Source organism: Vibrio xiamenensis, from assembly GCF_900100015.1.
Lineage (GTDB): Bacteria > Pseudomonadota > Gammaproteobacteria > Enterobacterales > Vibrionaceae > Vibrio > Vibrio xiamenensis.
This window is the reverse complement of record NZ_FNDD01000001.1, coordinates 323,844-348,257: the sequence shown is the minus strand read 5'-3', so window position 1 is coordinate 348,257 and position 24,414 is coordinate 323,844. Positions and strand designations below refer to the sequence as shown.

Annotated in this window: 31 protein-coding genes and 2 pseudogenes; 24 read left to right on the top strand and 9 right to left on the bottom strand. The window is 38.1% G+C overall.

Going from position 1 to position 24,414, the window contains the following annotated elements; all coding sequences use genetic code 11:
• Nucleotides 1-600: 600 nt before the first annotated feature.
• The 3 genes from BLS03_RS01550 to BLS03_RS01540 form a co-directional block, all read right to left on the bottom strand.
• Entirely contained in the window at nucleotides 601-1,839 is a 1,239-nt protein-coding gene (locus tag BLS03_RS01550; RefSeq protein WP_093268696.1) for a VapE domain-containing protein, read from the bottom strand.
• The gene (locus BLS03_RS01545; protein WP_093268693.1) at nucleotides 1,832-2,074 is read right to left on the bottom strand and encodes a helix-turn-helix transcriptional regulator; all 243 of its coding nucleotides are present in this window, start codon (nucleotides 2,072-2,074) and stop codon (nucleotides 1,832-1,834) included. Before BLS03_RS01545 ends, BLS03_RS01550 begins: the two co-directional genes overlap by 8 nt.
• A gap of 72 nt (nucleotides 2,075-2,146) precedes the next feature.
• Entirely contained in the window at nucleotides 2,147-3,256 is a 1,110-nt protein-coding gene (locus BLS03_RS01540; RefSeq protein WP_093268691.1) for a hypothetical protein, read from the bottom strand.
• 252 nt (nucleotides 3,257-3,508) lie between these two features.
• Here BLS03_RS01540 and BLS03_RS01535 point away from each other — a divergent pair, with 252 nt between their 5' ends.
• Genes BLS03_RS01535 through BLS03_RS01520 form a run of 4 tightly spaced genes read left to right on the top strand, consistent with a single transcriptional unit; the run spans nucleotide 3,509 to nucleotide 5,651 of the window.
• Nucleotides 3,509-3,937: a hypothetical protein gene (locus BLS03_RS01535; RefSeq protein ID WP_093268688.1), complete on the top strand. Its 429-nt coding sequence runs from the start codon at nucleotides 3,509-3,511 to the stop codon at nucleotides 3,935-3,937.
• Complete coding sequence (locus BLS03_RS01530; RefSeq protein ID WP_093268686.1) at nucleotides 3,937-4,833, top strand: DUF6402 family protein; 897 nt, start codon at nucleotides 3,937-3,939, stop codon at nucleotides 4,831-4,833. Before BLS03_RS01535 ends, BLS03_RS01530 begins: the two co-directional genes overlap by 1 nt.
• Entirely contained in the window at nucleotides 4,830-5,237 is a 408-nt protein-coding gene (locus BLS03_RS01525) for a DUF6201 family protein (protein WP_093268683.1), read from the top strand. The genes BLS03_RS01530 and BLS03_RS01525 overlap by 4 nt, the downstream gene beginning before the upstream one ends.
• 12 nt (nucleotides 5,238-5,249) lie before the next feature.
• Entirely contained in the window at nucleotides 5,250-5,651 is a 402-nt protein-coding gene (locus tag BLS03_RS01520) for a hypothetical protein (RefSeq protein WP_093268681.1), read from the top strand.
• Nucleotides 5,652-5,654: 3 nt separating this feature from the next.
• On the opposite strand, the gene BLS03_RS01515 is transcribed toward BLS03_RS01520, so the two are convergent.
• Nucleotides 5,655-6,887, bottom strand: coding sequence for a site-specific integrase (locus tag BLS03_RS01515; RefSeq protein WP_093268678.1), 1,233 nt, complete (start codon nucleotides 6,885-6,887; stop codon nucleotides 5,655-5,657).
• A 496-nt stretch (nucleotides 6,888-7,383) separates the two neighbouring features.
• Here BLS03_RS01515 and BLS03_RS01510 point away from each other — a divergent pair, with 496 nt between their 5' ends.
• The 4 genes from BLS03_RS01510 to BLS03_RS26150 all read left to right on the top strand — a co-directional run bounded on the left by BLS03_RS01510 (nucleotide 7,384) and on the right by BLS03_RS26150 (nucleotide 9,742).
• Complete coding sequence (locus BLS03_RS01510; RefSeq protein ID WP_093268675.1) at nucleotides 7,384-7,788, top strand: DUF6201 family protein; 405 nt, start codon at nucleotides 7,384-7,386, stop codon at nucleotides 7,786-7,788.
• 12 nt (nucleotides 7,789-7,800) lie between these two features.
• Complete coding sequence (locus BLS03_RS01505) at nucleotides 7,801-8,202, top strand: hypothetical protein (RefSeq protein WP_093268673.1); 402 nt, start codon at nucleotides 7,801-7,803, stop codon at nucleotides 8,200-8,202.
• A gap of 271 nt (nucleotides 8,203-8,473) precedes the next feature.
• Nucleotides 8,474-8,926, top strand: a complete 453-nt coding sequence (locus tag BLS03_RS26155; RefSeq protein WP_093268670.1) for a DUF6201 family protein — start codon at nucleotides 8,474-8,476, stop codon at nucleotides 8,924-8,926.
• Between the two features lie 366 nt (nucleotides 8,927-9,292).
• On the top strand, nucleotides 9,293-9,742 hold the full coding sequence (locus BLS03_RS26150) for a DUF6201 family protein (protein ID WP_093268668.1): 450 nt from the start codon (nucleotides 9,293-9,295) through the stop codon (nucleotides 9,740-9,742).
• Nucleotides 9,743-9,747: 5 nt separating this feature from the next.
• Here the strand turns inward: BLS03_RS26150 and BLS03_RS26145 are convergent, their stop codons facing one another.
• Nucleotides 9,748-9,948, bottom strand: a complete 201-nt coding sequence (locus tag BLS03_RS26145; protein ID WP_093268665.1) for a tyrosine-type recombinase/integrase — start codon at nucleotides 9,946-9,948, stop codon at nucleotides 9,748-9,750.
• A gap of 545 nt (nucleotides 9,949-10,493) precedes the next feature.
• On the opposite strand from BLS03_RS26145, the gene BLS03_RS26140 reads away from it, so the two are divergent.
• Nucleotides 10,494-10,934 (top strand): DUF1240 domain-containing protein, encoded by a 441-nt coding sequence (locus BLS03_RS26140; RefSeq protein WP_093268663.1) that lies wholly within the window; start codon nucleotides 10,494-10,496, stop codon nucleotides 10,932-10,934.
• A gap of 145 nt (nucleotides 10,935-11,079) precedes the next feature.
• Here BLS03_RS26140 and BLS03_RS01480 read toward each other — a convergent pair whose 3' ends face one another.
• Nucleotides 11,080-12,567: a hypothetical protein gene (locus BLS03_RS01480; protein ID WP_093268660.1), complete on the bottom strand. Its 1,488-nt coding sequence runs from the start codon at nucleotides 12,565-12,567 to the stop codon at nucleotides 11,080-11,082.
• A gap of 284 nt (nucleotides 12,568-12,851) precedes the next feature.
• Between BLS03_RS01480 and BLS03_RS26135 the strand changes: the two are divergent.
• Nucleotides 12,852-12,980 (top strand): annotated as a pseudogene (locus BLS03_RS26135) (DUF6402 family protein); the annotation flags it as partial.
• Between the two features lie 28 nt (nucleotides 12,981-13,008).
• Nucleotides 13,009-13,380 (top strand): DUF6201 family protein, encoded by a 372-nt coding sequence (locus BLS03_RS26130; protein ID WP_425445089.1) that lies wholly within the window; start codon nucleotides 13,009-13,011, stop codon nucleotides 13,378-13,380.
• 994 nt (nucleotides 13,381-14,374) lie between these two features.
• Here BLS03_RS26130 and BLS03_RS25585 read toward each other — a convergent pair.
• Nucleotides 14,375-14,548, bottom strand: a complete 174-nt coding sequence (locus BLS03_RS25585) for a hypothetical protein (protein WP_176765495.1) — start codon at nucleotides 14,546-14,548, stop codon at nucleotides 14,375-14,377.
• Between the two features lie 593 nt (nucleotides 14,549-15,141).
• Entirely contained in the window at nucleotides 15,142-15,495 is a 354-nt protein-coding gene (locus BLS03_RS01470) for a hypothetical protein (RefSeq protein ID WP_143015581.1), read from the bottom strand.
• 652 nt (nucleotides 15,496-16,147) lie between these two features.
• Between BLS03_RS01470 and BLS03_RS01465 the strand changes: the two genes are divergently transcribed.
• The 13 genes and pseudogenes from BLS03_RS01465 (at nucleotide 16,148) to BLS03_RS01420 (ending at nucleotide 23,985) form a co-directional block, all read left to right on the top strand.
• The gene (locus BLS03_RS01465; protein WP_093268653.1) at nucleotides 16,148-16,549 is read left to right on the top strand and encodes a DUF6201 family protein; all 402 of its coding nucleotides are present in this window, start codon (nucleotides 16,148-16,150) and stop codon (nucleotides 16,547-16,549) included.
• A gap of 384 nt (nucleotides 16,550-16,933) precedes the next feature.
• The gene (locus tag BLS03_RS25330) at nucleotides 16,934-17,335 is read left to right on the top strand and encodes a DUF6201 family protein (RefSeq protein WP_143015580.1); all 402 of its coding nucleotides are present in this window, start codon (nucleotides 16,934-16,936) and stop codon (nucleotides 17,333-17,335) included.
• Between the two features lie 8 nt (nucleotides 17,336-17,343).
• A pseudogene (locus tag BLS03_RS26125) lies at nucleotides 17,344-17,758 on the top strand (DUF6201 family protein).
• A 3-nt stretch (nucleotides 17,759-17,761) separates the two neighbouring features.
• Nucleotides 17,762-18,169: a DUF6201 family protein gene (locus BLS03_RS01460; RefSeq protein WP_093268650.1), complete on the top strand. Its 408-nt coding sequence runs from the start codon at nucleotides 17,762-17,764 to the stop codon at nucleotides 18,167-18,169.
• 12 nt (nucleotides 18,170-18,181) lie between these two features.
• Nucleotides 18,182-18,583, top strand: coding sequence for a hypothetical protein (locus tag BLS03_RS01455; protein WP_093268648.1), 402 nt, complete (start codon nucleotides 18,182-18,184; stop codon nucleotides 18,581-18,583).
• Nucleotides 18,584-18,952: 369 nt separating this feature from the next.
• A complete protein-coding gene (locus BLS03_RS01450; RefSeq protein WP_143015579.1) occupies nucleotides 18,953-19,354 on the top strand; it encodes a DUF6201 family protein in 402 nt (133 codons plus the stop codon).
• A 3-nt stretch (nucleotides 19,355-19,357) separates the two neighbouring features.
• Entirely contained in the window at nucleotides 19,358-19,762 is a 405-nt protein-coding gene (locus tag BLS03_RS26120) for a DUF6201 family protein (RefSeq protein WP_093268643.1), read from the top strand.
• A gap of 3 nt (nucleotides 19,763-19,765) precedes the next feature.
• Nucleotides 19,766-20,170 carry a DUF6201 family protein gene (locus BLS03_RS26115; RefSeq protein WP_093268640.1) on the top strand — a complete coding sequence of 135 codons (405 nt, stop codon included), beginning with the start codon at nucleotides 19,766-19,768 and terminating at the stop codon, nucleotides 20,168-20,170.
• A gap of 3 nt (nucleotides 20,171-20,173) precedes the next feature.
• A complete protein-coding gene (locus BLS03_RS01435; protein WP_093268638.1) occupies nucleotides 20,174-20,578 on the top strand; it encodes a DUF6201 family protein in 405 nt (134 codons plus the stop codon).
• 3 nt (nucleotides 20,579-20,581) lie between these two features.
• The gene (locus tag BLS03_RS26110) at nucleotides 20,582-20,986 is read left to right on the top strand and encodes a DUF6201 family protein (RefSeq protein ID WP_425445088.1); all 405 of its coding nucleotides are present in this window, start codon (nucleotides 20,582-20,584) and stop codon (nucleotides 20,984-20,986) included.
• Between the two features lie 249 nt (nucleotides 20,987-21,235).
• Nucleotides 21,236-22,600: a (Fe-S)-binding protein gene (locus BLS03_RS01430; protein WP_093268635.1), complete on the top strand. Its 1,365-nt coding sequence runs from the start codon at nucleotides 21,236-21,238 to the stop codon at nucleotides 22,598-22,600.
• 359 nt (nucleotides 22,601-22,959) lie between these two features.
• Nucleotides 22,960-23,253, top strand: coding sequence for a hypothetical protein (locus tag BLS03_RS01425; RefSeq protein ID WP_093268632.1), 294 nt, complete (start codon nucleotides 22,960-22,962; stop codon nucleotides 23,251-23,253).
• Nucleotides 23,254-23,367: 114 nt separating this feature from the next.
• Nucleotides 23,368-23,985: an outer membrane beta-barrel protein gene (locus BLS03_RS01420; RefSeq protein WP_093268630.1), complete on the top strand. Its 618-nt coding sequence runs from the start codon at nucleotides 23,368-23,370 to the stop codon at nucleotides 23,983-23,985.
• Nucleotides 23,986-24,012: 27 nt separating this feature from the next.
• Here BLS03_RS01420 and BLS03_RS01415 read toward each other — a convergent pair whose 3' ends face one another.
• A complete protein-coding gene (locus BLS03_RS01415) occupies nucleotides 24,013-24,351 on the bottom strand; it encodes a YegP family protein (RefSeq protein ID WP_093268628.1) in 339 nt (112 codons plus the stop codon).
• Nucleotides 24,352-24,414: the final 63 nt, after the last annotated feature.

Genomic DNA, 24,414 nt, shown 5'->3' with positions numbered 1-24,414 from the left:
GAATTGTTTTTTTGATAATGTCATTGTTACACTCGATTTAGATTATCATTCTCTTTTCTCTGCGAGCGCATAAAAAACGCTTACAAACAGTATCTACAACGACCTCAACCTGGCCTCAATTAAGCATCTTTTACAATTCTCGATCAAAAGGTTACAGTGGCTTTTTCGATCGTCTTCTATTACAAAACATTTGGCATTTTCTGTTTAACTTAACGTAGGCTCTTTTGGGGCTTCTGGTCTTTCTTCTGAAATGATAGGAGCAGAGTCGTATCTCGGGGAGTCAAGTTTACTGATGAATAAAAGGACGATAACAATATTTTCAATGATTTATCATCCCTAAAAGGACGTTAGGATGATTTCACTACCCAGAAGGTTACTTTGACTAGAAAAATGCCCACAATGAAGGCTTAAATTGCTTGGCTTGCATTCTATAGGATAACTTTTTATTGGGTAAAACTAATGCTCGATGTTGTAGATTATTTAACCTAACGCGTTTTGGGGCAAAACCTTGTTACCCCCAAGCATAAAAAACACCCCACTTGCCCCACTTTGTATGGTATTCAGTGGAGCAAGTGGGGTGAGGATTTTAGGATGCAGAGGTTAGATAGGAACGATAGTTGGAAAACAGTAACGATTGATACCGTCGAGCATTTTCTTTTCTAGAATACCCTCCTTGCTAAGTAGTGAAAGAGCCCTCCCTACCGTATTCGCTTTTGAATAATCGATATGTAAATACTCACAAATTTGCTTAGTGGTCATCCACTCTCTTGCTTTATCTTCACATGTCGTTATGTGCTCTAGAATAACCTTATACCAAGCGCCCTTATCAACGTATTTAGCCGACTCCTGAGCTACTAACGCTTGCTCTTTGGGTGAAAGCATCCAAGCGTAATTTTCAATTACAAGCAAGTGCTTTACCTCTAGCCAGAACTGCCGCAATTTTTCCGGTTCAACCAAAGAAAGTTCCCCTGTTGATTGATAACGCCAACCCAAAAGCTCGTTGAGCATATCCATATCAGCGGCACCTTCCAGTTCAATAACGGCATAACGTGAATTGCCCGTTTCATCTCTTAAGAAGTCCATACCATTCACGGTTGCTATCAAGTTAGTTTGGCGTGGCTTTTTAATATCATTTCTTGCATAGGGCGGACGAACCGTGTCGCAAGAGCGGCTAATAAATGCTTTTAATGCGCCTTGACAGTTTTTCGTTGAACGCTCTAATTCTCCCAGCTCGACAATCCAAGAGCGAATCACTGAAAGTACACTATCTTTGTTATCAGGATTGAGTTCAGCCCCTTCCAAAAATGCCCCAGGCATAACCGTCGCAATACGCTCAACAAAAGCGGTTTTCTTAAACGACTGCTCACCTTGTAGGACAGGTACCAGCTTAGATTTAAAGTTAGGTTTAATCAGTGATGCAACACACCCCACTAACCAGCGCTTTAATACGATGGAAGCAAGCTGTGGATGTTTCGCCTTAACGCAATTTAGCACCGCATCGACTCTTAACTTTCCATCCCAAACACCATCCAACCAATTAGCTATCGGGTGATAACTTATCTCGGCGGCAATTGCCGAGAAATGATCATCAATTGCCGCTTTAGGCACGCGGTGAATTGAAGCAAGTGAAATAAGTTCGCTGCGAATAATGTCAGGCGAGCCAATTCGTTCAGCACCCCGAAAAATATCTTGCTCAAGCGTCATTTGATTTACTCTAGCTTGGTAACCAGAGCACTCTAGGAGTGCTCTTAAGTTATCGGCAGTATTCAAAACGATAGGTTTTCCTGATTCCGAATATCGAAGATGAGGAAATTCAGGTGACAGGGATTGTTCAGCCATTAAAACCACCTCTAATCGGCAAGTGATCAAGTTTAGTGTGGTTCTCTAGCCAGCGATCCAAGTCTTCTTTTAAGTAACGAACCGCTCGGCCAATTTTAATAAATGGCGGGGCGACCGTTCTGTTACGGCGTTGCCCCTCCATTCGAGCTTGACGTAGAAAAGAACGGCTCATACCAATATAAGCGGCGGTCTCTTGTTCCGTGTATGCGCGTTTCTCAACGGTAGCGATAGACATATTATTGTTCCTCATTGTTGGTTGAGCTTTCATTCAACACGAAGAAACTTGTCTGTGCAGATTACCGTGCAGCTATACGTGAAGCTTTTTCCTCACCTCACTAAGTATGTTTTGAAAACGTCGATATGAGATTGATCTCGTTGTATCTCCGCGACCAAAATAATGCAGGTCGTCCGCTGTGATTTCAAAAATCAGTGCATCGCAATCGAATTGTCGGGTTTGCTGCGTAACATCCAGTTTGAGTAAGTGCCATATTTGGCGAGATTCATATTCGGGATAGTGTTGCAGAATGTCATAGACCATTTGCTTTATCGGATGAGTAAATAACAGGGGTTTAACCGAACCTAACCGAACATCAGTACTACTAGTAACCGAATCTAACGGTACAACAGCGTTAGAAGTAACGCTTGATACGCATTGGTCAACGCTATTGGTAACCGAACTTAATACTAAACCAGTGCTTTCGGTAACCGAAGGTAACGGTTGACCACTAGTACTCTTAACCGTTGCATTGAGTGTTGAGTTTTCGGTTTCTTCAACACTTTCAACCGAAACATAACGGTTGAAGTTAATGCAATTCGTACCAAAAGCACTCATTAACTCTTCTATATCAATTCTTAATTGCCCTACTTCAACCTTACATGACGCCACTTCAAGCTGCTGAAAGTGCGTTGAAGGATAACGCTTCCTCATCTCTGAAAAATCGGCTTGTGGAAAAGTCCGTGAAAACAGGTTAACCATACTTCCAGCCAGTTGCTCAACCGTTGAAGAAACCGTAATTCCAGCGTATGCAGCAAGCTCTTGCTTCGGTTGGATGGGAGCTATTTTTAGGTACTCGAAACCTGCAACCTCAACACTTGGAAATGCATCAGATATAGAACGCCAACGGCAAATCGATTTCGGCTCTAGAATGGTAAAAAACTTATTACTCTGAGGCGCAAGTGTTAAAGCAAATTTTTCGGACACCAGCGGGCTGAGCCTAACCATCCCTTTGTAATTAAAGATAGAAACTACTTTAAGTGAATCTTGGTACTGAGCGACCGCACCTAAATTCTTGGTATCGATGTAAGCACAGAAATGAATCTTATGGTGTTCTATCGCGTCTAATACTTCCCCTTTGGATAAACAGGTTTTATCCGGTATATCGTCTAATCGTAGAAATCTTCGCTGATGCTGAATCATTACTTCCCTGATAGGCTTTGATGTATATGGATGAACACAATTAAACACCAAAATACTGTACAAATAAACAGTAAAAATTTAACTTTATAGCTCGCTATAGTTACTGAGTATGAGATCAACACCAAAAACTGATGTTTCTTCAAAACCTTCAAAAACACTATAAATTACGGCAAGTTAACTACCACTACAGTCAGACTAAACTTTTATAACAATGCTAAAATCGAACGATATTTATCCATTAATGGTGCATCGATGACATCACAAAGCATTTTTCCTGTCGGTTCTATCGCGTATGAAAACGAGCAACACGACAAACCCAATACCGTAGAAGAAACTCAAAATACGGAAAGCTTCTTTCCCAAAACCTCAATGGCTTATGAAAGTGACGTAAAAGAAGGAAATATATGCCCTGCCGTAGGCGCGGGTCATAGAGCACCAAGGGTAAGAGACGGTGTAGTCAACTACTTTCAAAATGAAGTTTGCCAATATGATGAACATTTTGTAATCCAATGCTCAGAAACGAAAACTCCCTGCCAAGAATTCGCTTACGGAATTAAAACAGCATCAGGTTTAATCGAAGGAAAAACGTCTAGTGATGGAAAAACATCACTCGTCACAAGTGATAAGCAAGAAAGCGTAGAACTCGAATATCTATGCCAATTAAAAGTAGGACTACGATAATGGCTATAGCAACATCTAAAACGTCACCTCAAAGTAACACCATTGGCAAAATCTTCGATTGTGAAGTATTTCATATTGATCAAATTCCAGATGCGATGAGAAAGATGGGTTGGGAAGTCTCAGCCCGAATCATGGAACACTGGTTTAGCATATCTCCTGCGTATAAAATGAATATAGATGATAAGAGAGCCTATTTAACAGGAGATCCAAGATTAATACCCGAAAGTGTAGTCGATAAGTCAATAATAAAGATGCAATGGGCTTTACAGTTTGTGCAAATCCAAGATGGAATACAAAGTTTATCAAAAGAATGGAATAGTCCAAGCGGGATAAATGAACTACGAACAAAACTAAAAAATGCCGGTTGGAATGGAAATAATTCAGTCAGAATTGGTGATAGTAATGACACACTTGAATTAGAAGCTACTGCCCAAGTTAATCGTCTTAAGGTTGGTGATTATTTGGATGACCTAAATGATTGGTATGGAGCAATTGGAAATGCCACACTGAAAATAGTTGTTAGAGGTCAGACTCAAGTTAAAAATGATGGTTCAAGCATATTTTTAGTTGAAAAGTATGGATATTATATTAAAGATACGTATGACTTTTTATCTGCTAGAAAATGGAGCTTCTGGGGAGGTTCTGAACCTTTAGGAATCTGGAGTAAAAATGGAGCACTAAATAAAGTAGAGAGCGCAATCTACTTTGAATCCTATAGCCTTCTCCACTATGGATACTTAGCCAGAAAATTCTCTGGTTACGTACCAGTGTTTAATAGTGATTTTAGAAAATGGCAAGACAAGCATAATAGCGGTGGCGACTTTTTCGTTTTTTCAGATGTTTACTGGGTAACGGCACCAAGAGAACAAAATATCATAGCGATAGAATATAAATGACGGCAAAAAAAATCTTAATCACCTTAATTTCATTACCAGTGCTAGCCTACTGGCTAGTTCTTTCGCCAGTTATACCGAATAAAAATATTCATAAAGGTTACTATACATATAGTTACGATGGAAAATGGAAAATAGCGGTCTATGACGTATCACCAACCACTCCTATTTCATTAGTTCAATACATACAGGAAAAGCGATACATTGTATTATACAATAAAAACGATGAATACATCGGACAAAGCACACCATTCTGTTATCAGTCGTTATTTGACTATAATGTAGCATTTCCGGGTAGCAACCTTGACGACCTGACCTTCCTTCCTGATGAATGTGACTATAGTATTCCAGCCAAGAACCCAAGATGGTGGAGCAAAATCATTAAATTTAGATTGAGCTTATTATAGGTCTAACGCGCAATGTATCGAGTTATTTGGGCGTTTGTTGGTCCTGCGTTCATTCTTGGTTATGCATGGATATGCTCGACTTTCCTTCCCTTCCCAATAGGTTCTGTTGAAAAAGTTCTCTATGAACCTATTGGATACATTCCCGCCGTTCTATTTGGTGGTTTCTTTGGTTTAATCCCCATTTTTTATCACCGTTTGATCGAGGTTGCTTTTCTAAAAGAAAGTAAACCTGACAATAAGCTGCTAGCAGTATTATTTATTATCGGTTTAGTGGCAGGGCTAGTGATCAATCAGGCTAATTATTTCCTCGTCATTCAACCAAACCATATGATTGAGTGCCCGAAAGAGCTTGGTTATAAAAACAACCTTATGAGCTTCTTTGTAAACGACTTATCACTATGTAAAGAGCTATAAGCACTAACCAATAAGGTTAACTGCCGCCGCTTTATGCTCTGGCGCTAAGTGGGCATACCTTAGGGTCATTTTTAGATCGGAATGACCCAATAATTCTCGAACTGTATTTAAATCAACACCAGCCATTACCAGTTTGCTAGCAAAATGGTGGCGCAAATCATGGAAACGAAAATCCTCAATAGCAGCGTCACTGAGTAGCTTCATCCATGGCTTTTTAACATCTGTTAGCGGTTTGCCCTCACTGGAAACAAAAACGTATTCCGATAGAGGGTTTTGCTCTTTCCAATCAGAAAGCACATCAATCACTGTGTTATTCAAAGGGACGGTACGTGTCTTTTTGGATTTGGCATTCTCGGCTTTTACTGTTAGATAACCACGCTCAAGCACTACATCTTTCCATGTTAACCCCAACAGCTCGCCACGCCTTAAGCCCGTATTCATGGCTGTGATGACTAAAGGTTCCAGATAATCGACAAACCTGACATTCTCAAATGTCTCGAACAACGGCATATTTCTCTCTAAACGATGAAGATTTGCCGAAATGCGTTTGTTTCGAACCAATACATCCCGCTGCTTTACCGCGCCCAATAGAGCATTTTCTTCATCAATTGATAGATAGCGAATACGAGTATTGTCTTCTCGAATCAACTTGATGTTATGTAACTGGTGAGATTCAATAATCTCCCACTCTACCGCTCTTGTCAGCGCCGCTTTAAGCCGATTGATAGAGTAAGTCAACGTTGCGGGTGATCGCCCTAACTTACGTCTTTCTACGATCCATTGCTGGATATCCCACGAAGTAATTTCAGTGACATTACGATCAAGAAGGTGATGAAAACTACTGCGTATATTTCGGTAAGCTTTATGTGCCGTCTTAGGATTTTGCGAGATCAAATAAGGTAAATAGGTTTGCTCTAAGTAAGTGCCAAGCTTTAGGTTATTAGCAATCTCAGCTTTCTGAACTTCTTTTCTATCAAAGTGAACATCAATACCTTTTGCAACCAAGCCTGCCTTTTCTTTGGCTAAATCGCGAGCTTGTGCGGGAGTCATTGAAGAAGCTGCGCCTAATAAATAATTTCTCTGCTTTCCGTTGAACCGATAAAAGAAGTAATACTTAATAACGCCCTTAGGTGAGATACGCGCATGAAAACCACTGACTTCAGTATCATTAATTCTTTGGTCGTCGATAGACAGGCCCTTGATCGATGAAGCCGTAATTTTTTTCTTTAGCGCCATACACCCTCCATTTGTGTAGCAAATATGTAGCTAAAACATTGTACTTACGCATTAGACAATGAACAACAAAACACAACAATTAAATAAAAAATCATTTAAATACAATACATTAAATCACAACGAGATTCATCAACGTTCACTACCGAACACAATAAAAACGAACTCTTAAGGGGCAGGTCACGGGTTCAAATCCTGTTGGGAGCGCCATATACAACAAGGGCTAAGCGGTTAATACCTGCTTAGCCCTTGCTACATGTGTCCACATAATGACCATATAATTGAGGTTGCTCCCTTTTAAAAGGCCAGACATCAACACTGTAACTATCACCACCAAATCTGACACCCATTCAAAACCTTCTAAAACGCTATATATTAAGTCGAGTTACCTAGTATTACGGTCAGAAAGATTCCCCCAACGGTGTTAGCATCAAACTAAATTTATCCATTAGTGATTAAGCAAAGTTATCAGATTCGGATTAAGTATTTAGGCGCGAAGATGTTTAAACATATAACAGCAACCTTAATTTCATTACCAGTGCTAGCCTACTGGCTAGTTCTTTCGCCAGTTATACCGAATAAAAATATTCATAAAGGTCACTATACATATAGTTACGATGGAAAATGGCAAATGGCAGTATATAGGGTATCACCAACCACTCCTATTTCATTCATTCAGTACTTACAGGAGAAGAAATATATTGTTTTATACAATAAAAACGATGAATACATCGGACAAAGTACTCCATTCTGTTATCAATCGTTATTTGACTACAATGTAGTATTTCCGGGTAGCAGCCTTGACGATCTGTCCTTCCTTCCTGATGAATGTGACTATAATATTCCAGCCAAGAACCCAAAATGGTGGAGCAAAATCATTAAATTTAGGTTGAGCTTATTATAGGTCTAACGCGCAATGTATCGAATTATTTGGGCGTTTGTTGGTCCTGCATTCATTCTTGGTTATGCATGGATATGCTCGACATTCCTTCCCTTTCCAATCGCTTCTGTTGAAAAAGTTCTCTATGAACCTATTGGATACATTCCTGCAGTTCTATTTGGTGGCTTCTTTGGTTTAATCCCCATTTTTTATCACCGTTTGATCGAGGTTGCTTTTCTAAAAGAAAGTAAACCTAACAATAAACTGCTTGCGGTGTTATTTATTAGCGGTCTAGTGGCAGGGCTAGTTATTAATCAGGCTAATTATTTCCTCGTCATTCAACCAAATCATATGATTGAGTGCCCGAAAGAACTTGGTTATAAAAACAACCTGATGAGCTTCTTCGTAAACGACTTATCACTATGCAAAAAGCTATAAGCACTAACCAATAAGATTAACCGCTGTAGCTTTATGTTCTGACGCTAAGGGGCAGGTCACAGGTTCGAATCCTGTTGGGAGCGCCATATAATAACCATACAATTGAAGTTGCTCCCTCTTAAAAGCCCAGAAATCAGCACTGTAACTATCACCACCAAATCTGCCCCCACCCAAAACCTTCCAAAACTCTATATATTATGTCAAATTACCTAGTATTACGTTCAGAAAGATTCCTCCAACGGTGTTAGCATCAAAATAAATTTATCCATTAATGATGAAGCAAAGTTATCAGATTCGGATTGAGTCTTTAGGCGCGAAGATGTTTAAACATATAACAACAACCTTAATTTTATTACCAGTGCTAGCTTACTGGTTAATTTTATCACCAGTGATACCGAATAAAAATATTCATAAAGGTTACTATACATATAGTTACGATGGAAAATGGAAAATAGCGGTATATAACGTATCACCAACCACTCCTATTTCATTCGTTCAGTACTTACAGGAAAAACGATACATTGTATTATACAATAAAAACGATGAATACATCGGACAAAGTACTCCATTCTGTTATCAATCGTTATTTGACTATAATGTAATGTTTCCGGAGAGCGACCTTGACGATCTATTATTTCTTCCTAAAGAATGTGACTACAGCATCCCCGCGGTAAACCCCAGATGGTGGAGCAAAATCATTAAATATAGATTGAGCTTATTATAGGTCTAACGCGCAATGTATCGAGTTATTTGGCGTTTTTTGGTCCTGCATTCATTCTTGGTTATGCATGGATATGCTCGACATTCCTTCCCTTTCCAATCGCTTCTGTTGGAAAAGTTCTCTATGAACCTATTGGATACATTCCTGCAGTTCTATTTGGTGGTTTCTTTGGTTTAATCCCCATTTTTTATCACCGCTTGATCGAGGTTACTTTTCTAAAAGGCCAGACATCAGCACTGTAGCTATCACCACCAAATCTGACACCCATTCAAAACCTTCCAAAACGCTATATATTACTTCAAGTTACCTAGTATTACGGTCAGAAAGATTCCCTCAACGGTGTTAGCATCAAACTAAATTTATCCAATAATGATGAAGCAAAGTTATCAGATTCGGATTGAGTATCTAGGCGCGAAGATGTTTAAACATATAGCAGCAACCTTAATTTTATTACCAGTGCTAGCCTACTGGCTAGTTCTTTCGCCAGTAATACCGTATAAAAATATTCATAAAGGTTACTATACATATAGTTACGATGGGAAATGGAAAATAGCGGTATATGACGTATCATCAACCACTCCTATTTCATTCGTTCAGTACTTACAGGAGAAAAAATATATTGTTTTATACAATAAAAACGATGAATACATCGGACAAATTACTCCGCTCTGTTATCAGTCGCTATTTGACTATAATGTAATATTTCCGAATAGAAACCGTGATGACCTATTATTTCTTCCTAAAGAATGTGATTACAGCATCCCCGCGGTAAACCCCAGATGGTGGAGCAAAATCATTAAATTTAGGTTGAGCCTTTAATTTCATCATAAAATTAAATTAATTGCCGCTGCTTTATGCTCTGGATCTAAGTGGGGATACATTAGAATCATTTTCAGTTCGGAGTGACCCGATAACTCTCGAACCATATTTAAATCAACACCAGCAATTATGAGTTTGCTAGAAAAATGATAGCGAAAATAATGGAGACGAAAACATTTAATAGCAACATCACTGAGTAACTTCATCCATGGTTTATTAACGCCTATTAGCGCTTTGCCTCACTAAAAAAACATCTCTCGCTTGGAAATTTAGCTCTTTCCAATCAGAAAGGTCGGCAATCACTGTGTTATTCAAAGGGACGATACGTGTCTTTTTGGATTTTGTATTCTCGGCTTTTACGGTTAGATAATACTAGTGCTTCGAGTTACCACTAGAGGGTCTATCCCCTCCAATGATGGTTCAATCGGGTTTAAGTGCTATAAATATAGTGGAATAACGTGAAAATTTGGATTTGTAGTCAACATTATATTTTCCATAATTTTCAAAGTAGTGGATGTAATTTATTCTAGGTAATAGAACTATGTATGACCTATTTCCCCATTCAGTGACTGATATAGAGAATAGAACACTTTAACCAAAGCAGCTCTGTTACAATCGTAATTGGTGTATCTCTAGTCTCAGCTGGAGTATTATTTTGCACAGTGTCTCTTGGAACAGGTTGGTGGCTAGACACCGCCGACAATGAAGACTATATATCTGACAATTTGTTAAAAATGAAAGAGTCTATGCAATGATACTAAAACGCACATTGTTTATTAGTTTATTTCTATTCCTTCTCTATGGATTTCATCAAGCAGGATTCTACGAGGTTTTGTGGTCTCCATTTACGGAATTACCAGAAAAACTCCGAGTGTGGCCTTATATAAATTATGCTCTTTTGATGTTTTGTTTTGTCTTTTTTGTAGGGATTGTAATTATTGCCACTCATCAAACATTTTACACAATCAAAACGGGAGACATGATATCTCCCATGCATTCAAAAATGTATTTATATCTTATGTTCATTAGCATCGCGTTGGGAATAATGGCACTTATTCCAAGATACTATCTGAGCAACAAACTTGTTGACTCTCATTACGTACAATGCAAAACAGAATCATATACATCTAGGAAAAGTAGTTGGAATACTTACGCAAAAGATCTCACATTATGCATATCAAGCGCAGAATAAATTCAACATATACTCTGCGTTTAATGTAGTCAACCTAGCACCTATCTTTTCGATCATCAGACGTAACGACTTCAGAACAAACTCTCTTCATTTTAAATTGAAGTGTCAGATATAGTACGAACTAACTAACACACCTAAAGTTATCTTAGTCCCAATCTTCTCCCCAGTCATCGAAATCGATATAACTCAATATTTCTTTAACTAAGGGTAACTCTTCATCGTATGCCACTCGGACGGTTGGAGCGATATTTTCGTTCATAAAGCAATCGTGGTCAGAATCATGCTTTGACACATATTGAAGAAGCAGTGGTAGAAACTCAACATCGCCAGTTGAAGCTAACGCATTCGCTAAATGACAAAGTGAACTACCTTCCCCATTTGTTTCCCAAAGAGTCTCTTCATCACATTCGGTTTCGATATAATGACAATAATTAGCCAGAATTTGCTTCATCAAGCCAATATGCTCACCGATGTGTGCTTTGTAAAATGTTTTTTGTTCAATTATGTTGTGCTTAATATCGAGTAGCATAAAAGAGAAGGTATTTCCTCTTCGCGCAGATTCAATATCTTGTGACACAGTAAGCATCTGTTTGAAAGCTTGCTCTGGATCATCGACAAAAACAGCAACATTGGCGCCTATTTTTTCAGCAAGTCTAGCTTCTGGTAGCCAAGTTCGAGTAACTTCCGTTTTGGTATTAATCTCTTCTGATTGGCCATCAATGTGTAACAACAGTGTCTTATCAGCAAACGTGAGTAAAAGTTTATCTTCTTGCCAGTCGATCGCTTTTAACCAACTATATATGTGCGTAAGCTGATGGTAATAATCATCGATATCATCGTCTTTGCCGAATTGAATAATTTCAGCATCGACACCACAATGTTTAAGTTCAGAAGCTGTGTAAGTTCGGACAGGGAGCTTACGAATGATCTCCGACTTATCTATATCAAATAGGCATAGTTGAAAAACAAAAGTAGATTCATCGTCTTGGATAATGACAGGCATCTCATCCCAACACAGCATGACACCTAAATTCAGCTCCAAATTAAGGGCTGGTAAACAGAAGTCTTCATCATGGTTTCCGATATGGGGTAACTCGATGATTGATTCTTGCTTTGATAATAGATTTAAACGATAAAAACTATGCGGTTCTGGTTCTTTGTAACTAGAGCATATGTATAGCCAGAGCTCATTCGCGAGGGGACTAAAGGGACGACGAACGCATAAGTCATACCTATCTACGTAGACGTCATCACCATAAGGAAGACGATGTTCAGATAAGATAGATAAATTTTTAGAATCTAGGCGAACTAGCGTTGGTGTATCATAGTCATTTTTATCGATGAAAGTTACTTCAATCATAAAAAGTCCTAATCTCGCACCAATACTAATATATGCCTCTACCTTTTGGGTATGGGTCAAGGTTTGTGAAGGAATATGATAACGGCAAAATTTACCTTGCCAATCAGCTAAGTAAAGGTAATCGCCCCAAGTCTCTTTAAGTATCAGGCGGCTAAGTTGCGCTTGTAGATACCAGATAACAGTTTCATTACCATCACCATGAGTTTCAATAATTATTAGACCAGGGCTAAGATCTGCGCTGATTTTTTCAACACGATAACGGGATTTTTGCATCTTAATATATTTACTAAAGATAAAATTAGTTATAAATTAGCAAAAAACGGTCATACAGTGCAATATTTAAAGAGATAAAAATATTTATTGAAATAATTCAACAGAAAAACTCTATTAGCACTGATTTTGATTTTTAAGTACTTAATTTTAACCAAATACCAGATACAACAAGCTTTAAATATGGAATAAATGGCATTTTAGATAAATCCCATCACATGAATCATACTAACTCTTATTGATATAACTCCCGTAAAGATTCATAAAAATCTTATTACTGTGTAACTGTATCGAATAAATATTTTAGAAAATGGCAAGATAAACACAATTCAGGAAGAGATTTGGTATTATTCTACGATGTGTACGGGTTATCACCATTAAACGAGCATAAAGTTATTGAGATAGAATGTAAATGATAATGAAAAAAGTATTGTTAACCTTACTGTGTTTACCAGTGTTCGCCTACTGGCTTGTTTTGTCTCCAGTTATCCCAACAGAAAAATGAGTGTCGGTCACTATATATATAGTGAAGATGGAGAATGGAAATTACGAATATATAGGGTATCTGTATCTACTCCTGTATCATTTATTCAGTTCTGGCAAGAGAAGAAATATATTGTACTGTACAAAAAAAATGGCGAGTACATAGGACAAAGTACACCTTTCTGTTCTCAATCCTTTGATGATTACAATATATTATTTCCAGATAACTATCATAGTGATCTATGGTTTATGCCTGAAGAATGTGACTTTACTATTTATATCGACAAGCCTAAATGGTGGAGAAAAATCATTAAATTTAGGTTGAGCCTTTAGCTAATAAAATTAACTACTAGCACGGAGTGGACATAGATTACTTAGGTCATTTTTAGATCGGAATGATCCAATAACTCTCGAACAATGTTCAAGTCAACACCAGATATTACAGCTTACTAACAAAATAGTGGCGAAAATCATGTAAACGCAAATCCTCAATAACAGAGTCACTGAATAGCTTCATCCATAGATTTTTAACGTTAGTTAGTGATTCCTTACTGAAATTCCAATGAGAAAATACATTAACCAATACGTTATTCAAAGGGAATGTAACTCTCTATTTAAATTTGGCACTCCAACTTTTACGGTTAGATCACCACACTATCGCATCACATCTTTTCATGTTAATCCCAACAACTCGCCACGACGTAACCCCGTATTCATTACTGCGATGACTAGAGGCTCTGGATAACAGGAAAACCTGATGTTCATTCTCTTTCCAAATCAACTTGATGTTATGTAACTCATAAGGATATATAATCCTAACCCTGTCACTTGCGTCTGAACAGCTTTATTGAGAATAACTTTTTAGACCGTGGCCAATTTCAGTTGACCGCTGCAATGAGTCTTACTGTGAAGATTTCGATGTAATAACTTTTACCACAAATACATTGAAAATTAGTTGAAACCAAAATATCGTCCAATAATCGGAAGGTATATTCTGTTCACTATATTCATAAATAGGGTAGATGGCGTCAGCCAGCGTGATGAAAATAAACACCCCAGAAAAACACTTGATCGCGTTACTAGAAAAAAACTATACACCTTTATAATGGGCAAAAAGCATAACTATACAGATGTAACCAAGCAACGAGTTAAAAAACTCGATCACTCTTTCAACCGAGTTACCTACTTTGGACATTGCAGCGAGAGTCGAACCACCAATGATAAGAAACGAAAACAATACCAACGCTTGTTTTTTCATAAATACCTTTATTATGGGCAAATAAAAGGAAGGCATACCCCTCCTTTCTTCATGCTGGTAAGATCGACTCTATTCCTGCTTTCTATAACGCGTAATAAATGGAATACCATAACCGACAACCAGTAACAATGCCAAGCCATAAAACGCATAGACTTGTAGATAATAGAAACATATCCATGCTGCCGCAGCAAAACTGATCCCGAAAATCAGTAGTAATAACTTATCCATTAGCCAAACAGTCACATTCTTATTTCCAAAATTATAAAATCGTATATTACCAAAAATCCGAGTGATAACTTAATATTTAAACATTTCATGCCTACACATCACTAATTTTCCCAGCCAAGCAGTTAAAATCTGATTTTCTTAACCATTACCGGTCTCTCATCCAAGCAGCATTTTACCGATTTTTCACTTTATCGAAAACCAGTTCGGCAATGTCATTAATGATTTAGGAAATCCTAAGGATTGTAGACTACAGTAAGAAAATGCATTATCGAAAATTCCTTTTACATCGAATTTTATAATTAACCCTCCACCATCTAAAGTATACCTTTCATTTAAATTCATCAAATTAAATATCTAAAAAATAAATCACCCACCAATAACAATTACATTAAAAACACTAACAAACATTCCACAAAATCAATAAAAACCAGAATGTTACAAAATAAGCTTTATATCATGATATTTAATTAGTCATTGGAAAATTAATATAGATAATAAAAATTCGAATTAAAACTTATCAGAAACCTCAGAAAATGTATTTTATATACAAAAATACCCCCTATAGATAATATTGATATAAAACCATCAGACTCTATTGAACATAAGTTCTATATTTTATTTCTATGGAGTAGTTTCACCAAGATATAAGTCACTCCACCATAGATTAACACCATAAGTATAATACTGTTGAAAATGAACATGCTCGACATATACATAAACGAATCTTTTAGTTCAATGATTTCAGGGATAATACCGATAACAGGAACAAGTATCATCAAAACATAAAGCATTGGTTTGGAAAAATATTTTTTATCAAATGCGTAACTATAGAAGGCTAACAAATAAAGCAGTTCTACCAACGAGGTCAACCAATCAAATGGGCTTTGGTACATCTCTTTTAGAGCAATAGGGTCGCTGGTAGACATAACCCCTAAACAGCCAATAATAATGGCCACTGTCAAAAAGAACATAACCTTTCTCAAAACCATATCTACCGCCAGTATCCATGCATGATGTTATTTGATACATATATAAACGTATAATAAGATCAATGCTATCAACATATTTTCGCTCAAAAGTTTTGCGGAACTTCGCGTCTGACGAATCCTGTTCAATCGCTTTATGCATCCGCCGTCGAAACTAAGAATCGCTTAAAACTTTTTATTTCAATCGATTATTTAAATTTTCAACTAAGAAGTGAACGAGTTCGTTCGCGTTTATTTACCTAAAATCTTACCTTAGTTCTGGCAACTTACGCCTTTTCATAGACTAACCACTGATATTTCACCAGCCCTATCTTATATCAATCAATTGTATATAAACAGTATTCTTTCATTTTTATAAATTAAATCATCTCGTTACACTCAGCGAAGATACATTTTAATAAAACCAAGATAAGTAATGGGGACTAAAATCATCCATAATAATACATTATCTCACTAAAAATTTTCGATTAAGTCAGTAGTTATTAAAATGCGGCACTTATTCAAAAAAATACATTATGTTAATGATATACTAAAAAACACACAATAACGTTAATATTAAATCACATTGATGAACTCATTTATGATGAAGTAAAATCATCAAATTCGAATTGATTATTTAGGCATAAAGATGTTTAAACATATAACAGTAATCTTAATCTCATTACCCGTGCTAGCCTACTGGTTGATTTTTTCGCCAATCATACCAGAAAAAAAGCTGGATAAGGCATTTTATACATATAGTGACGATGGAAAATGGAAAATTGCGGAGTACAGAGTACAACCAACCACTCCTATTTCATTTATTCAGTACTGGCAGGAGAAAAAATACATTGTCCTATACAATAAAAACGATGAATACACCGGGCAGAGTACACCATTCTGTTATCAATCGTTATTTGACTACAATGTAGTATTTCCGGGTGACAACCTTGACAAAATGTCCTTCCTTCCTGATGAATGTGACTATAATATTCCCGCCAAGAACCCAAAATGGTGGAGCAAAATCATTAAATATAGGTTGAGCTTGTAATAGGTCTATAACACGCAATGTATCGAGTTATTTGGGCGTTTTTTGGTCCTGCATTGATTCTTGGTTATGCATGGATATGCTTGACATTTCCTCCCTTTTCTATGGGCTCTATTGAGAAAGTTCTCTATGAACCAATTGGATACATTCCCGCTTTTTATCACCGTTTGATCGAGGTTGCTTTTCTAAAAGGCCAGACCTCAGTACTGTAGCTATCACCACCAAATCTGACACCCATTCAAAACCTTCCAAAACGCTATATATTACGTCAAGTTACCTAGTATTACGGTCAGAAAGATTCCTTCAACGGTGTTAGCATCAAACTAAATTTATCTATTAATGATGAAGCAAAGTTATCAGATTCGGATCGAGTATTTAGGCGTGAAGATGTTTAAACATATAGCAGCAACCTTAATTTCATTACCAATGCTAGCCTACTGGTTAATTTTATCGCCAGTTATACCCAATTCTGAAAATCACCCCATCTACTATAAATATAGTGATGATGGGAGATGGAAAATTGCTATATATGATATAAGTGCAACAACACCTATATCATCCATACAATATCTTTTAAATAGAAGATACGTGGTTTTATATAAATCTGATGGAGAGTATATTGGTCAAAGTACCCCTTTCTGCTTTCAAAGTTTCTGGGGATTTAGCGCATTATTCCCAAATAACACACATAACTCTTTACTATTTATACCAGAATCTTGTGACTACACGATTCCAACGGATAAACCTGAATGGTGGAGTAAGATCATCAAATTTAGATTAAGTATTTAGGTGCATAGATGTTTAAAAAAATGATCCTGACTTCCCTGACTATACCGGTAACGGCATACTGGTTTTTATTATCACCTGTAACCCCAAGTATAAACGATGAACATACGTTTTATGTTTATAGTGATAATCGCAATTGGAAAGTTGGAATATATCGAGTATCACCAACAACACCTATTTCGTTAATACAATACTTTCTACAAAAAATATATAGTTCTCTATGATAAGGATAATAATTATATCACCCAAAGCCCCCCTTTCTGCTTACAGTCTTTTGAGGATTTCAACGTAGTATTTCCTATACATACAGATTTTATTAATACCAAGGATAATGTTTACTTTATACCTGAAGAATGCGTTTACACTCTATCAACAACCAAAAGCAATTGGTGGAGCAAAATTATTAAATTTAGGTTGAGCTTGTAATATATGACATTAAAAAGATTCATTATCGCTTTACTTTCAATACCACTACTCTCCTACTGGTTAATTTTATCTCCAGTGATACCCAATTCTGAAAATGATTACGCCTACTATACCTATAGTGATGATGGGAAATGGAAAATTGGTGAATTCCCGGTTTCAGCAACAACACCGATATCATTTATACAATTTCTTTTCAACAAAGAGTACATGGTTTTATATAACGACAAAGGTGAATATATCGGACAAAGCACGCCTTTCTGTACGCAGTCGGTTCTAGACCCAAATATTTTATTCCCAACGAAAAGTGATTTATTTGTTCGTTTTATTCCAGAGACATGTGACTTTAGCATCCCTGTAGAAAACCCCAGATGGTGGAGCAAAATCATTAAATTTAGATTGAGCTTATTATAGGTCTAACGAGCAATGTATCGAGTTATTTGGGCGTTTGTTAGTCCTGCATTCATTCTTGGTTATGCATGGTTATGCTTGACTTTCCTTCCCTTTCCAATGGATTCTGTTGAAAAAGTTCTCTATGAACCTATTGGATACATTCCTGCAGTTCTATTTGGTGGCTTCTTTGGTTTAATTCCCATTTTTTATCACCGTTTGATCGAGGTTGCTTTTCTAAAAGAAAGTAAACCTAACAATAAACTGCTAGCTGTATTATTTATTATCGGTTTAGTCGCAGGGCTAGTGATTAATCAGGCTAATTATTTCCTCGTCATTCAACCAAATCATATGATTGAGTGCCCGAAAGAGCTTGGTTATAAAAACAACCTTATGAGCTTCTTCGTAAACGACTTATCACTATGTAAAGAGCTATAAGCACTAACCAATAAGGTTAACTGCCGCCGCTTTATGCTCTGGCGCTAAGTGGGCAGGTCACAGGTTCGAATCCTGTTGGGAGCGCCATATACTACAAGGGCTAAGCGGTTAATACCTGCTTAGCCCTTGCTGCATATGCTCGCATAATGACCATACAATTGAAGTTGCTCTCTTTTAAAAGGCCAGACATCAGCAATCCCCCCAAAAAACTGACACCCATCCAAAACCTTCCAAAACACTATATATTACGTCAAGTTACCTAGTATTACGGTCAGAAAGATTCACTCAACGGTGTTAGCATCAAACTAAATTTATCCATTAATGATGAAGCAAAGTTATCAGATTCGGATTAAGTATTTAGGCACGAAGATGTTTAAACATATAGCAGCAACCTTAATTTCATTACCCGTGCTAGCCTACTGGTTAATTTTATCACCAGTTATACCTGATGCTAAAAGTGATAACGTTTACTATACATATAGTGACGATGGGAAATGGAAAATAGCAGTATATGACGTATCACCAACCACTCCTATTTCGTTAGTTCAGTACTTACAAGAGAAAAATTACATTGTTTTATACAATGAAAACGATGAATACATCGGACAAAGCACTCCATTCTGCTATCAGTCGTTATTTGACTATAATGTAGCATTTCCGGGTAGCAACCTTGACGACCTGACCTTCCTTCCTGATGAATGTGACTATAATATTCCAGCCAAGAACCCAAGATGGTGGAGCACAACTATTAAATTTAGGTTGAGCTTGTAATATATGACAATTAAAAGATTCATTATCGCTTTACTTTCAATACCACTACTCGCCTACTGGTTAATGTTTTCGCCAGTCATACCAGAAGAAAGTCTTGATAAGGCATTTTATACATATAGCGACGATGGAAAATGGAAAATTGCGGAGTATAGAGTATCATCGACTACCCCTATTTCATTTGTTCAGTACTGGCAGGAGAAAAAATACATTGTTTTATACAATAAAAACGATGAATACATCGGACAAAGTACACCATTCTGTTATCAACCGTTATTTGACTACAATGTAATATTTCCGGAGAGCGACCTAGACGTTCTCTTATTTGTCTCTAATGAATGTGACTACACCATCCCCGTAGTAAACCCCAGATGGTGGAGCAAGATCATTAAATTTAGGTTGAGCTTGTAAAATATGACATTTAAACGATTCATTATCGCTTTACTTTCAATACCACTAATCGCCTACTGGTTGATTCTGTCTCCTGTAATACCTAATTACACAGATGAATATACTTATCATTGGAACAGTAAAGATGGAAAATGGAAATTTTCTATCTATCATATTTCTGTAACCACTCCCATTTCATTCATTCAGTTCTGGCAAGAAAAAAAGTATCTTGTATTATACAATTCAAAAGATGAGTATATAGGACAAACGACTCCTTTTTGTCTGCAATCATTTATGGACTTTAATATTCTACTACCTAACAGAAGTCATAATTCAATATGGTTCCTTCCGGATGAATGTGACTATAGCATTCCTATAGATAAACCAAACTGGTGGAGCAGAATTATTAAATTTAGATTGAGCTTGTAAAATATGACATTTAAACGATTCATTATCGCTTTATTTTCAATACCACTACTCGCCTACTGGTTAATTTTATCTCCAGTAATACCGAATAAAAATATTCATGATCCGTACTATACATATAGTGAGGATAGAAAATGGAAAATAGCAGTATATGACGTATCACCAACCACTCCTATTTCTTTAGTTCAATACATACAGGAGAAAAATTACATCGTTTTATACAATGAAAATGATGAATACATCGGCCAAAGCACTCCATTCTGTTATCAATCGCTACTTGACTACAATGCAATATTTCCGGATAGCGACCTTGACGATCTATTATTTCTTCCTAAAGAATGTGACTACAGCATTCCAGAGGTAAAACCAAGATGGTGGAGCAGAATCATTAAATTTAGGTTGAGCTTGTAATATATGACATTGAAAAGATTCATTATCACTTTACTTTCAATACCACTACTCGCCTACTGGTTAATTTTATCCCCTGTTATCCCAAATTACGAGATGAGCTCTTTCCGTTATACATATAGTGAGGATGGGAAATGGAAGATTGGCTTATATGACGTTTCGGTAACAACACCTATTTCATTCGTACAATTTTGGCAAGAAAAAAAATATCTCGTCCTTTATAACTCAAAAGGAGATTATATAGGGCAGACCACACCTTTTTGTCTTCAGTATTTTGAAGAATTTGACATCTTGCCGCCTAACAGCAAACACAACTCAATGTGGTTTATGCCAGAAGCATGTGATTACAACATCCCCATAGATAAGCCCCGATGGTGGAGCAAAATCATCAAGTTCAGATTGAGCTTGTAGAAAACGACGGTTCTAACTCTCTCTTTCAAAGCTTCCCCGATCATTTTTACCCATATCTGCGCTTGTCATATCTGGTTTATGCTTTGGCACTGATCTTGAAACTGACCTAAGGAATTGGTCAACGTTTGTCGGTTAATGGAGTGATTGAGCCTGTGACATACAGCCGTCATTTGCTGAAAAACGCAGGAACTTGATAAATTTTACCAATTTCATATAGGGAAAAATTTCAGTGAAATAGGGATAATTTCGATGAAAAAGGCGCTAGATTGGTCTAACTACCACGATCAAGGCATGGGCGATGCGTATGCCGACATTCCCAAACATGGCGGTAACTTTGCGAAAGCCGTTTCGGTATGTATTCGTAGTGGCGTTTGTCAGCAACCCGACAACAAAGGCGTGATGTGTCCGAGCTTTCGGGTTACTGGTGACCCAAAACTCTCACCGGGCGGACGAGTACAACTATTAAAAGCGGTACTTAATCAAAGCGAAGATGCGATGCTTTCTGATCATTCGCTCGCCACCTCGCTTGAACACTGTGTATCTTGTAAAGGCTGTAAACGCGACTGTGAAAACAGCTTAGATATGGCTGCAATCAAAGCAGAATATCTAGCGCAAAAGCGTCGCTCTGGCCACCGCTCACTGCGTCAATGGTTGTTCGCCGAATTTCCCTATCTCGCCTATCGTTATCCAAGTTTGCGCCACATGATTGCATTTAGAAATCGCAGTTCAATACTAAAGCGAGTTTGCGCGAAGTTACTTAATATCAATCCCAATATCGATCTGCCCTTACCGGCAAAAGCGCCCTATCAAGATTCACGCTTGCAAGCCCAGCGTAATCACAGCGCGACACCAAAACGGCTAGACTCACGCGGAGTGGTTTTACTGATCGATAGCTTTACCGCCTTGTTTCATCCACATATCGTCACCGACGCGCTGAAAGTTCTGCATGCCGCTCACTATCACGTGATTACGCTTCATCCCACTTCACAGTCAAACGCACCTATTTTAGACAGTGGGCGCAGTCTATTTTCTCAAGGCTATACCGGACGAACCACCAAACAGGCACGCGCGCTGATCGACAAATTACAACCTTATCTGGCATTAAACTATCGAGTAGTTGGACTAGAGCCATCGACACTGTTGATGTTGCGTGATGAATTTTTAATGCTCAACTTAGGTGAGCAAGCCAAAACTCTGGCGCAAAATACGCTGTTGTTTGAAGAATTTGTGGCTCGGGAAAGCCATGTCGGTCGTTTGGCGCTGGATTTTACGCCTAGCGAAGGGCAGCAAGTCATGGTTCATGGTCATTGCCACCAGAAAGCGGTGGGCGCGCTTAAATCGATGCGTAAAGTGCTGCGCCTAATTCCCAATTTAAAGTTTGAATTTATCCAAGCCAGTTGCTGCGGCATGGCCGGCAGTTATGGTTTGGAAGCTGAGCATCACGAACTGTCGCGCAAAATGGCGCAACTTGAGCTGCTACCGGCATTGAATGCTCATCCCGATGCGACCATTGTGTGTAATGGCTTTTCGTGTAGTGAACAAATCTACGCGTTAACCGAGCGTAAACCGCTGCACCTTGCAACTCTGCTTGCCAGGCATTTAGTACACCAGTAATTGCCCCACCAGCCTACAGCCTCATTCTGAACCAGCGGTGCTCATGGCATTAGATAATTAACGCCATTATTTGCCATGCGAATGTTGCCTCTTGCTGCGACAACTTAACTTGCTGCGTTGCCAATCTCATTCATCACACCAATAAAAAAGCGCCGATTCTGCGCGTAATTTATCGCTCATTCTCAACTCTAAAACCGGTTGTGACCCCATTCAGAATTTAAAACCAAAGATTGCAAAAACAGAATGAAATACCATTAAATGGTGTTAGCTTGTTAGTCATACCAAAGAATGATTAAGAGCCAAATTGGGGCATAGCACTCAGTTGAGCTCACTCCAATGACTTTAACGAGAATCCGCTCATGACCCATAAACGACTATTTGATGAACTCACAATTGAAAGCATGGAAAGTGGTGATTTTATTTGCGCTGTCGACAAAAAGGAAAATCGGCTCTGGCCTATTGAGATCGATGCACTGTGGACGCAACCCAAAGGCAACAGCTACTTGTTTATGATCAAAGCCCATCACGGCGATGATTTCTTCTACCGTCAGGCATTTAAGACCGAACAAGAAGCGATGAATTACATGACAACCGTGAGCAGCTTAATGCACGAGCTCGGCCGAAAAAAAGTCGAGCGCCAACTAAGACGCTAAATGGCTGTTTATGCTTTACGTTCAGCTAAGCGATACGTGCATATAAACACTACATCTACTTGAGCAATACATTGACTTAAGCAGTACCTTTACGCCAATACAACACATAACTATATGGTCAGCATCTCAACAACTAAGCAGTGGTTCATACCTGCCGTTGCGGGTTTCATCATTAGCAGCAGTGCTTTTGCTAATTCGCAACCAACGCCAATCGATAAGCAAAATCGCCTGTATTTCGGCGTCGATTGGGTGACAAACAATCAGATCGCACTGGAAGCAAGCGGTACAACCATTGAGGAGGATAGCGAATTTGGTCATTTTGGATACAACCTTGCCCTTGGCTATGAACTCGCTTTGCATCGCGGAGTAAAACTCGGCGTCGAAGCGGAATATCGCTCTTTAGGCCAGGTGAGTTATCAAAATGTCTTAGATGTCGATGGCTCTGGCGTATTTATTAACGCCAAGCCAAGATTTATCGTCGACTATGATTGGGGCGATATGTATATCGCGCTATTAGCCGGCATGGGACGCCTAGAACTTGAAGCTGAATTGCCGGTAAGCGGTCTTTCGGGCTCTCAAACCGAATCGGCTTACCAGTTTGGTGCCGAGTTAGGCGTGGAACTTAACCAACAAATTCTTGTACATCTAGGTTATCGCGCCGCCTACGTTAGCGTTGGCGATCTTGATGTGACCGTCGATGGTGCTTACATCGGCGCGCGATATTTATTCTAATTCGATTCAGCCCATGGCATGAGGGATTTAGCTTAGCGTGAGATCCCTTATGTCATCACTATTACCATTTTCCATCACTGAGCGAATACCGTTATCACGTGCCGACGTGCTTGAATACATCTGACTGGTACCAATGATCTGATGATTCGCCGCTACTAAGTTGAAATATGGCTTGTCGTTCGTCGAGATTTCTTTGGCAAACTGCGCCTCTTGCTGCGAATTCACCTGTACCGATTCGATACCGTTTTGTGCGCCGCTTTTTGCTTCGTACATCTGACTAGATAGAATAATTTCGCCGTTGCCCGCTTTTAATACGAATTTAAATTTGTCATTGGTGCTTTTGTCGATTTCAAACCAACCTGCCATGATCGTTTCCTCAATATATTTTGCGTTACCGACACAGACGTCTATGTCGAAATAAATGACAGT

Coding starts and splice junctions, on each gene's coding strand:
- BLS03_RS01530 (WP_093268686.1), top strand. CDS start 3,937: ATGGCTATAGCAACATCTAAAACGTCACCTCAAAGTAACACCATTGGC.
- BLS03_RS01545 (WP_093268693.1), bottom strand. CDS start 2,074: ATGTCTATCGCTACCGTTGAGAAACGCGCATACACGGAACAAGAGACC.
- BLS03_RS26155 (WP_093268670.1), top strand. CDS start 8,474: ATGATGAAGCAAAGTTATCAGATTCGGATTGAGTCTTTAGGCGCGAAG.
- BLS03_RS01480 (WP_093268660.1), bottom strand. CDS start 12,567: ATGCAAAAATCCCGTTATCGTGTTGAAAAAATCAGCGCAGATCTTAGC.
- BLS03_RS01465 (WP_093268653.1), top strand. CDS start 16,148: ATGTTTAAACATATAACAGTAATCTTAATCTCATTACCCGTGCTAGCC.
- BLS03_RS01550 (WP_093268696.1), bottom strand. CDS start 1,839: ATGGCTGAACAATCCCTGTCACCTGAATTTCCTCATCTTCGATATTCG.
- BLS03_RS01425 (WP_093268632.1), top strand. CDS start 22,960: ATGACCCATAAACGACTATTTGATGAACTCACAATTGAAAGCATGGAA.
- BLS03_RS26145 (WP_093268665.1), bottom strand. CDS start 9,948: ATGAAGTTACTCAGTGATGTTGCTATTAAATGTTTTCGTCTCCATTAT.
- BLS03_RS01430 (WP_093268635.1), top strand. CDS start 21,236: ATGAAAAAGGCGCTAGATTGGTCTAACTACCACGATCAAGGCATGGGC.
- BLS03_RS01525 (WP_093268683.1), top strand. CDS start 4,830: ATGACGGCAAAAAAAATCTTAATCACCTTAATTTCATTACCAGTGCTA.
- BLS03_RS26150 (WP_093268668.1), top strand. CDS start 9,293: ATGATGAAGCAAAGTTATCAGATTCGGATTGAGTATCTAGGCGCGAAG.
- BLS03_RS26110 (WP_425445088.1), top strand. CDS start 20,582: ATGACATTGAAAAGATTCATTATCACTTTACTTTCAATACCACTACTC.
- BLS03_RS26120 (WP_093268643.1), top strand. CDS start 19,358: ATGACAATTAAAAGATTCATTATCGCTTTACTTTCAATACCACTACTC.
- BLS03_RS26115 (WP_093268640.1), top strand. CDS start 19,766: ATGACATTTAAACGATTCATTATCGCTTTACTTTCAATACCACTAATC.
- BLS03_RS01535 (WP_093268688.1), top strand. CDS start 3,509: ATGACATCACAAAGCATTTTTCCTGTCGGTTCTATCGCGTATGAAAAC.
- BLS03_RS01460 (WP_093268650.1), top strand. CDS start 17,762: ATGACATTAAAAAGATTCATTATCGCTTTACTTTCAATACCACTACTC.
- BLS03_RS25330 (WP_143015580.1), top strand. CDS start 16,934: ATGTTTAAACATATAGCAGCAACCTTAATTTCATTACCAATGCTAGCC.
- BLS03_RS01420 (WP_093268630.1), top strand. CDS start 23,368: ATGGTCAGCATCTCAACAACTAAGCAGTGGTTCATACCTGCCGTTGCG.
- BLS03_RS01450 (WP_143015579.1), top strand. CDS start 18,953: ATGTTTAAACATATAGCAGCAACCTTAATTTCATTACCCGTGCTAGCC.
- BLS03_RS01540 (WP_093268691.1), bottom strand. CDS start 3,256: ATGATTCAGCATCAGCGAAGATTTCTACGATTAGACGATATACCGGAT.
- BLS03_RS01455 (WP_093268648.1), top strand. CDS start 18,182: ATGTATCGAGTTATTTGGGCGTTTGTTAGTCCTGCATTCATTCTTGGT.
- BLS03_RS01510 (WP_093268675.1), top strand. CDS start 7,384: ATGTTTAAACATATAACAGCAACCTTAATTTCATTACCAGTGCTAGCC.
- BLS03_RS26140 (WP_093268663.1), top strand. CDS start 10,494: ATGATACTAAAACGCACATTGTTTATTAGTTTATTTCTATTCCTTCTC.
- BLS03_RS01505 (WP_093268673.1), top strand. CDS start 7,801: ATGTATCGAATTATTTGGGCGTTTGTTGGTCCTGCATTCATTCTTGGT.
- BLS03_RS01515 (WP_093268678.1), bottom strand. CDS start 6,887: ATGGCGCTAAAGAAAAAAATTACGGCTTCATCGATCAAGGGCCTGTCT.
- BLS03_RS01520 (WP_093268681.1), top strand. CDS start 5,250: ATGTATCGAGTTATTTGGGCGTTTGTTGGTCCTGCGTTCATTCTTGGT.
- BLS03_RS01435 (WP_093268638.1), top strand. CDS start 20,174: ATGACATTTAAACGATTCATTATCGCTTTATTTTCAATACCACTACTC.
- BLS03_RS01415 (WP_093268628.1), bottom strand. CDS start 24,351: ATGGCAGGTTGGTTTGAAATCGACAAAAGCACCAATGACAAATTTAAA.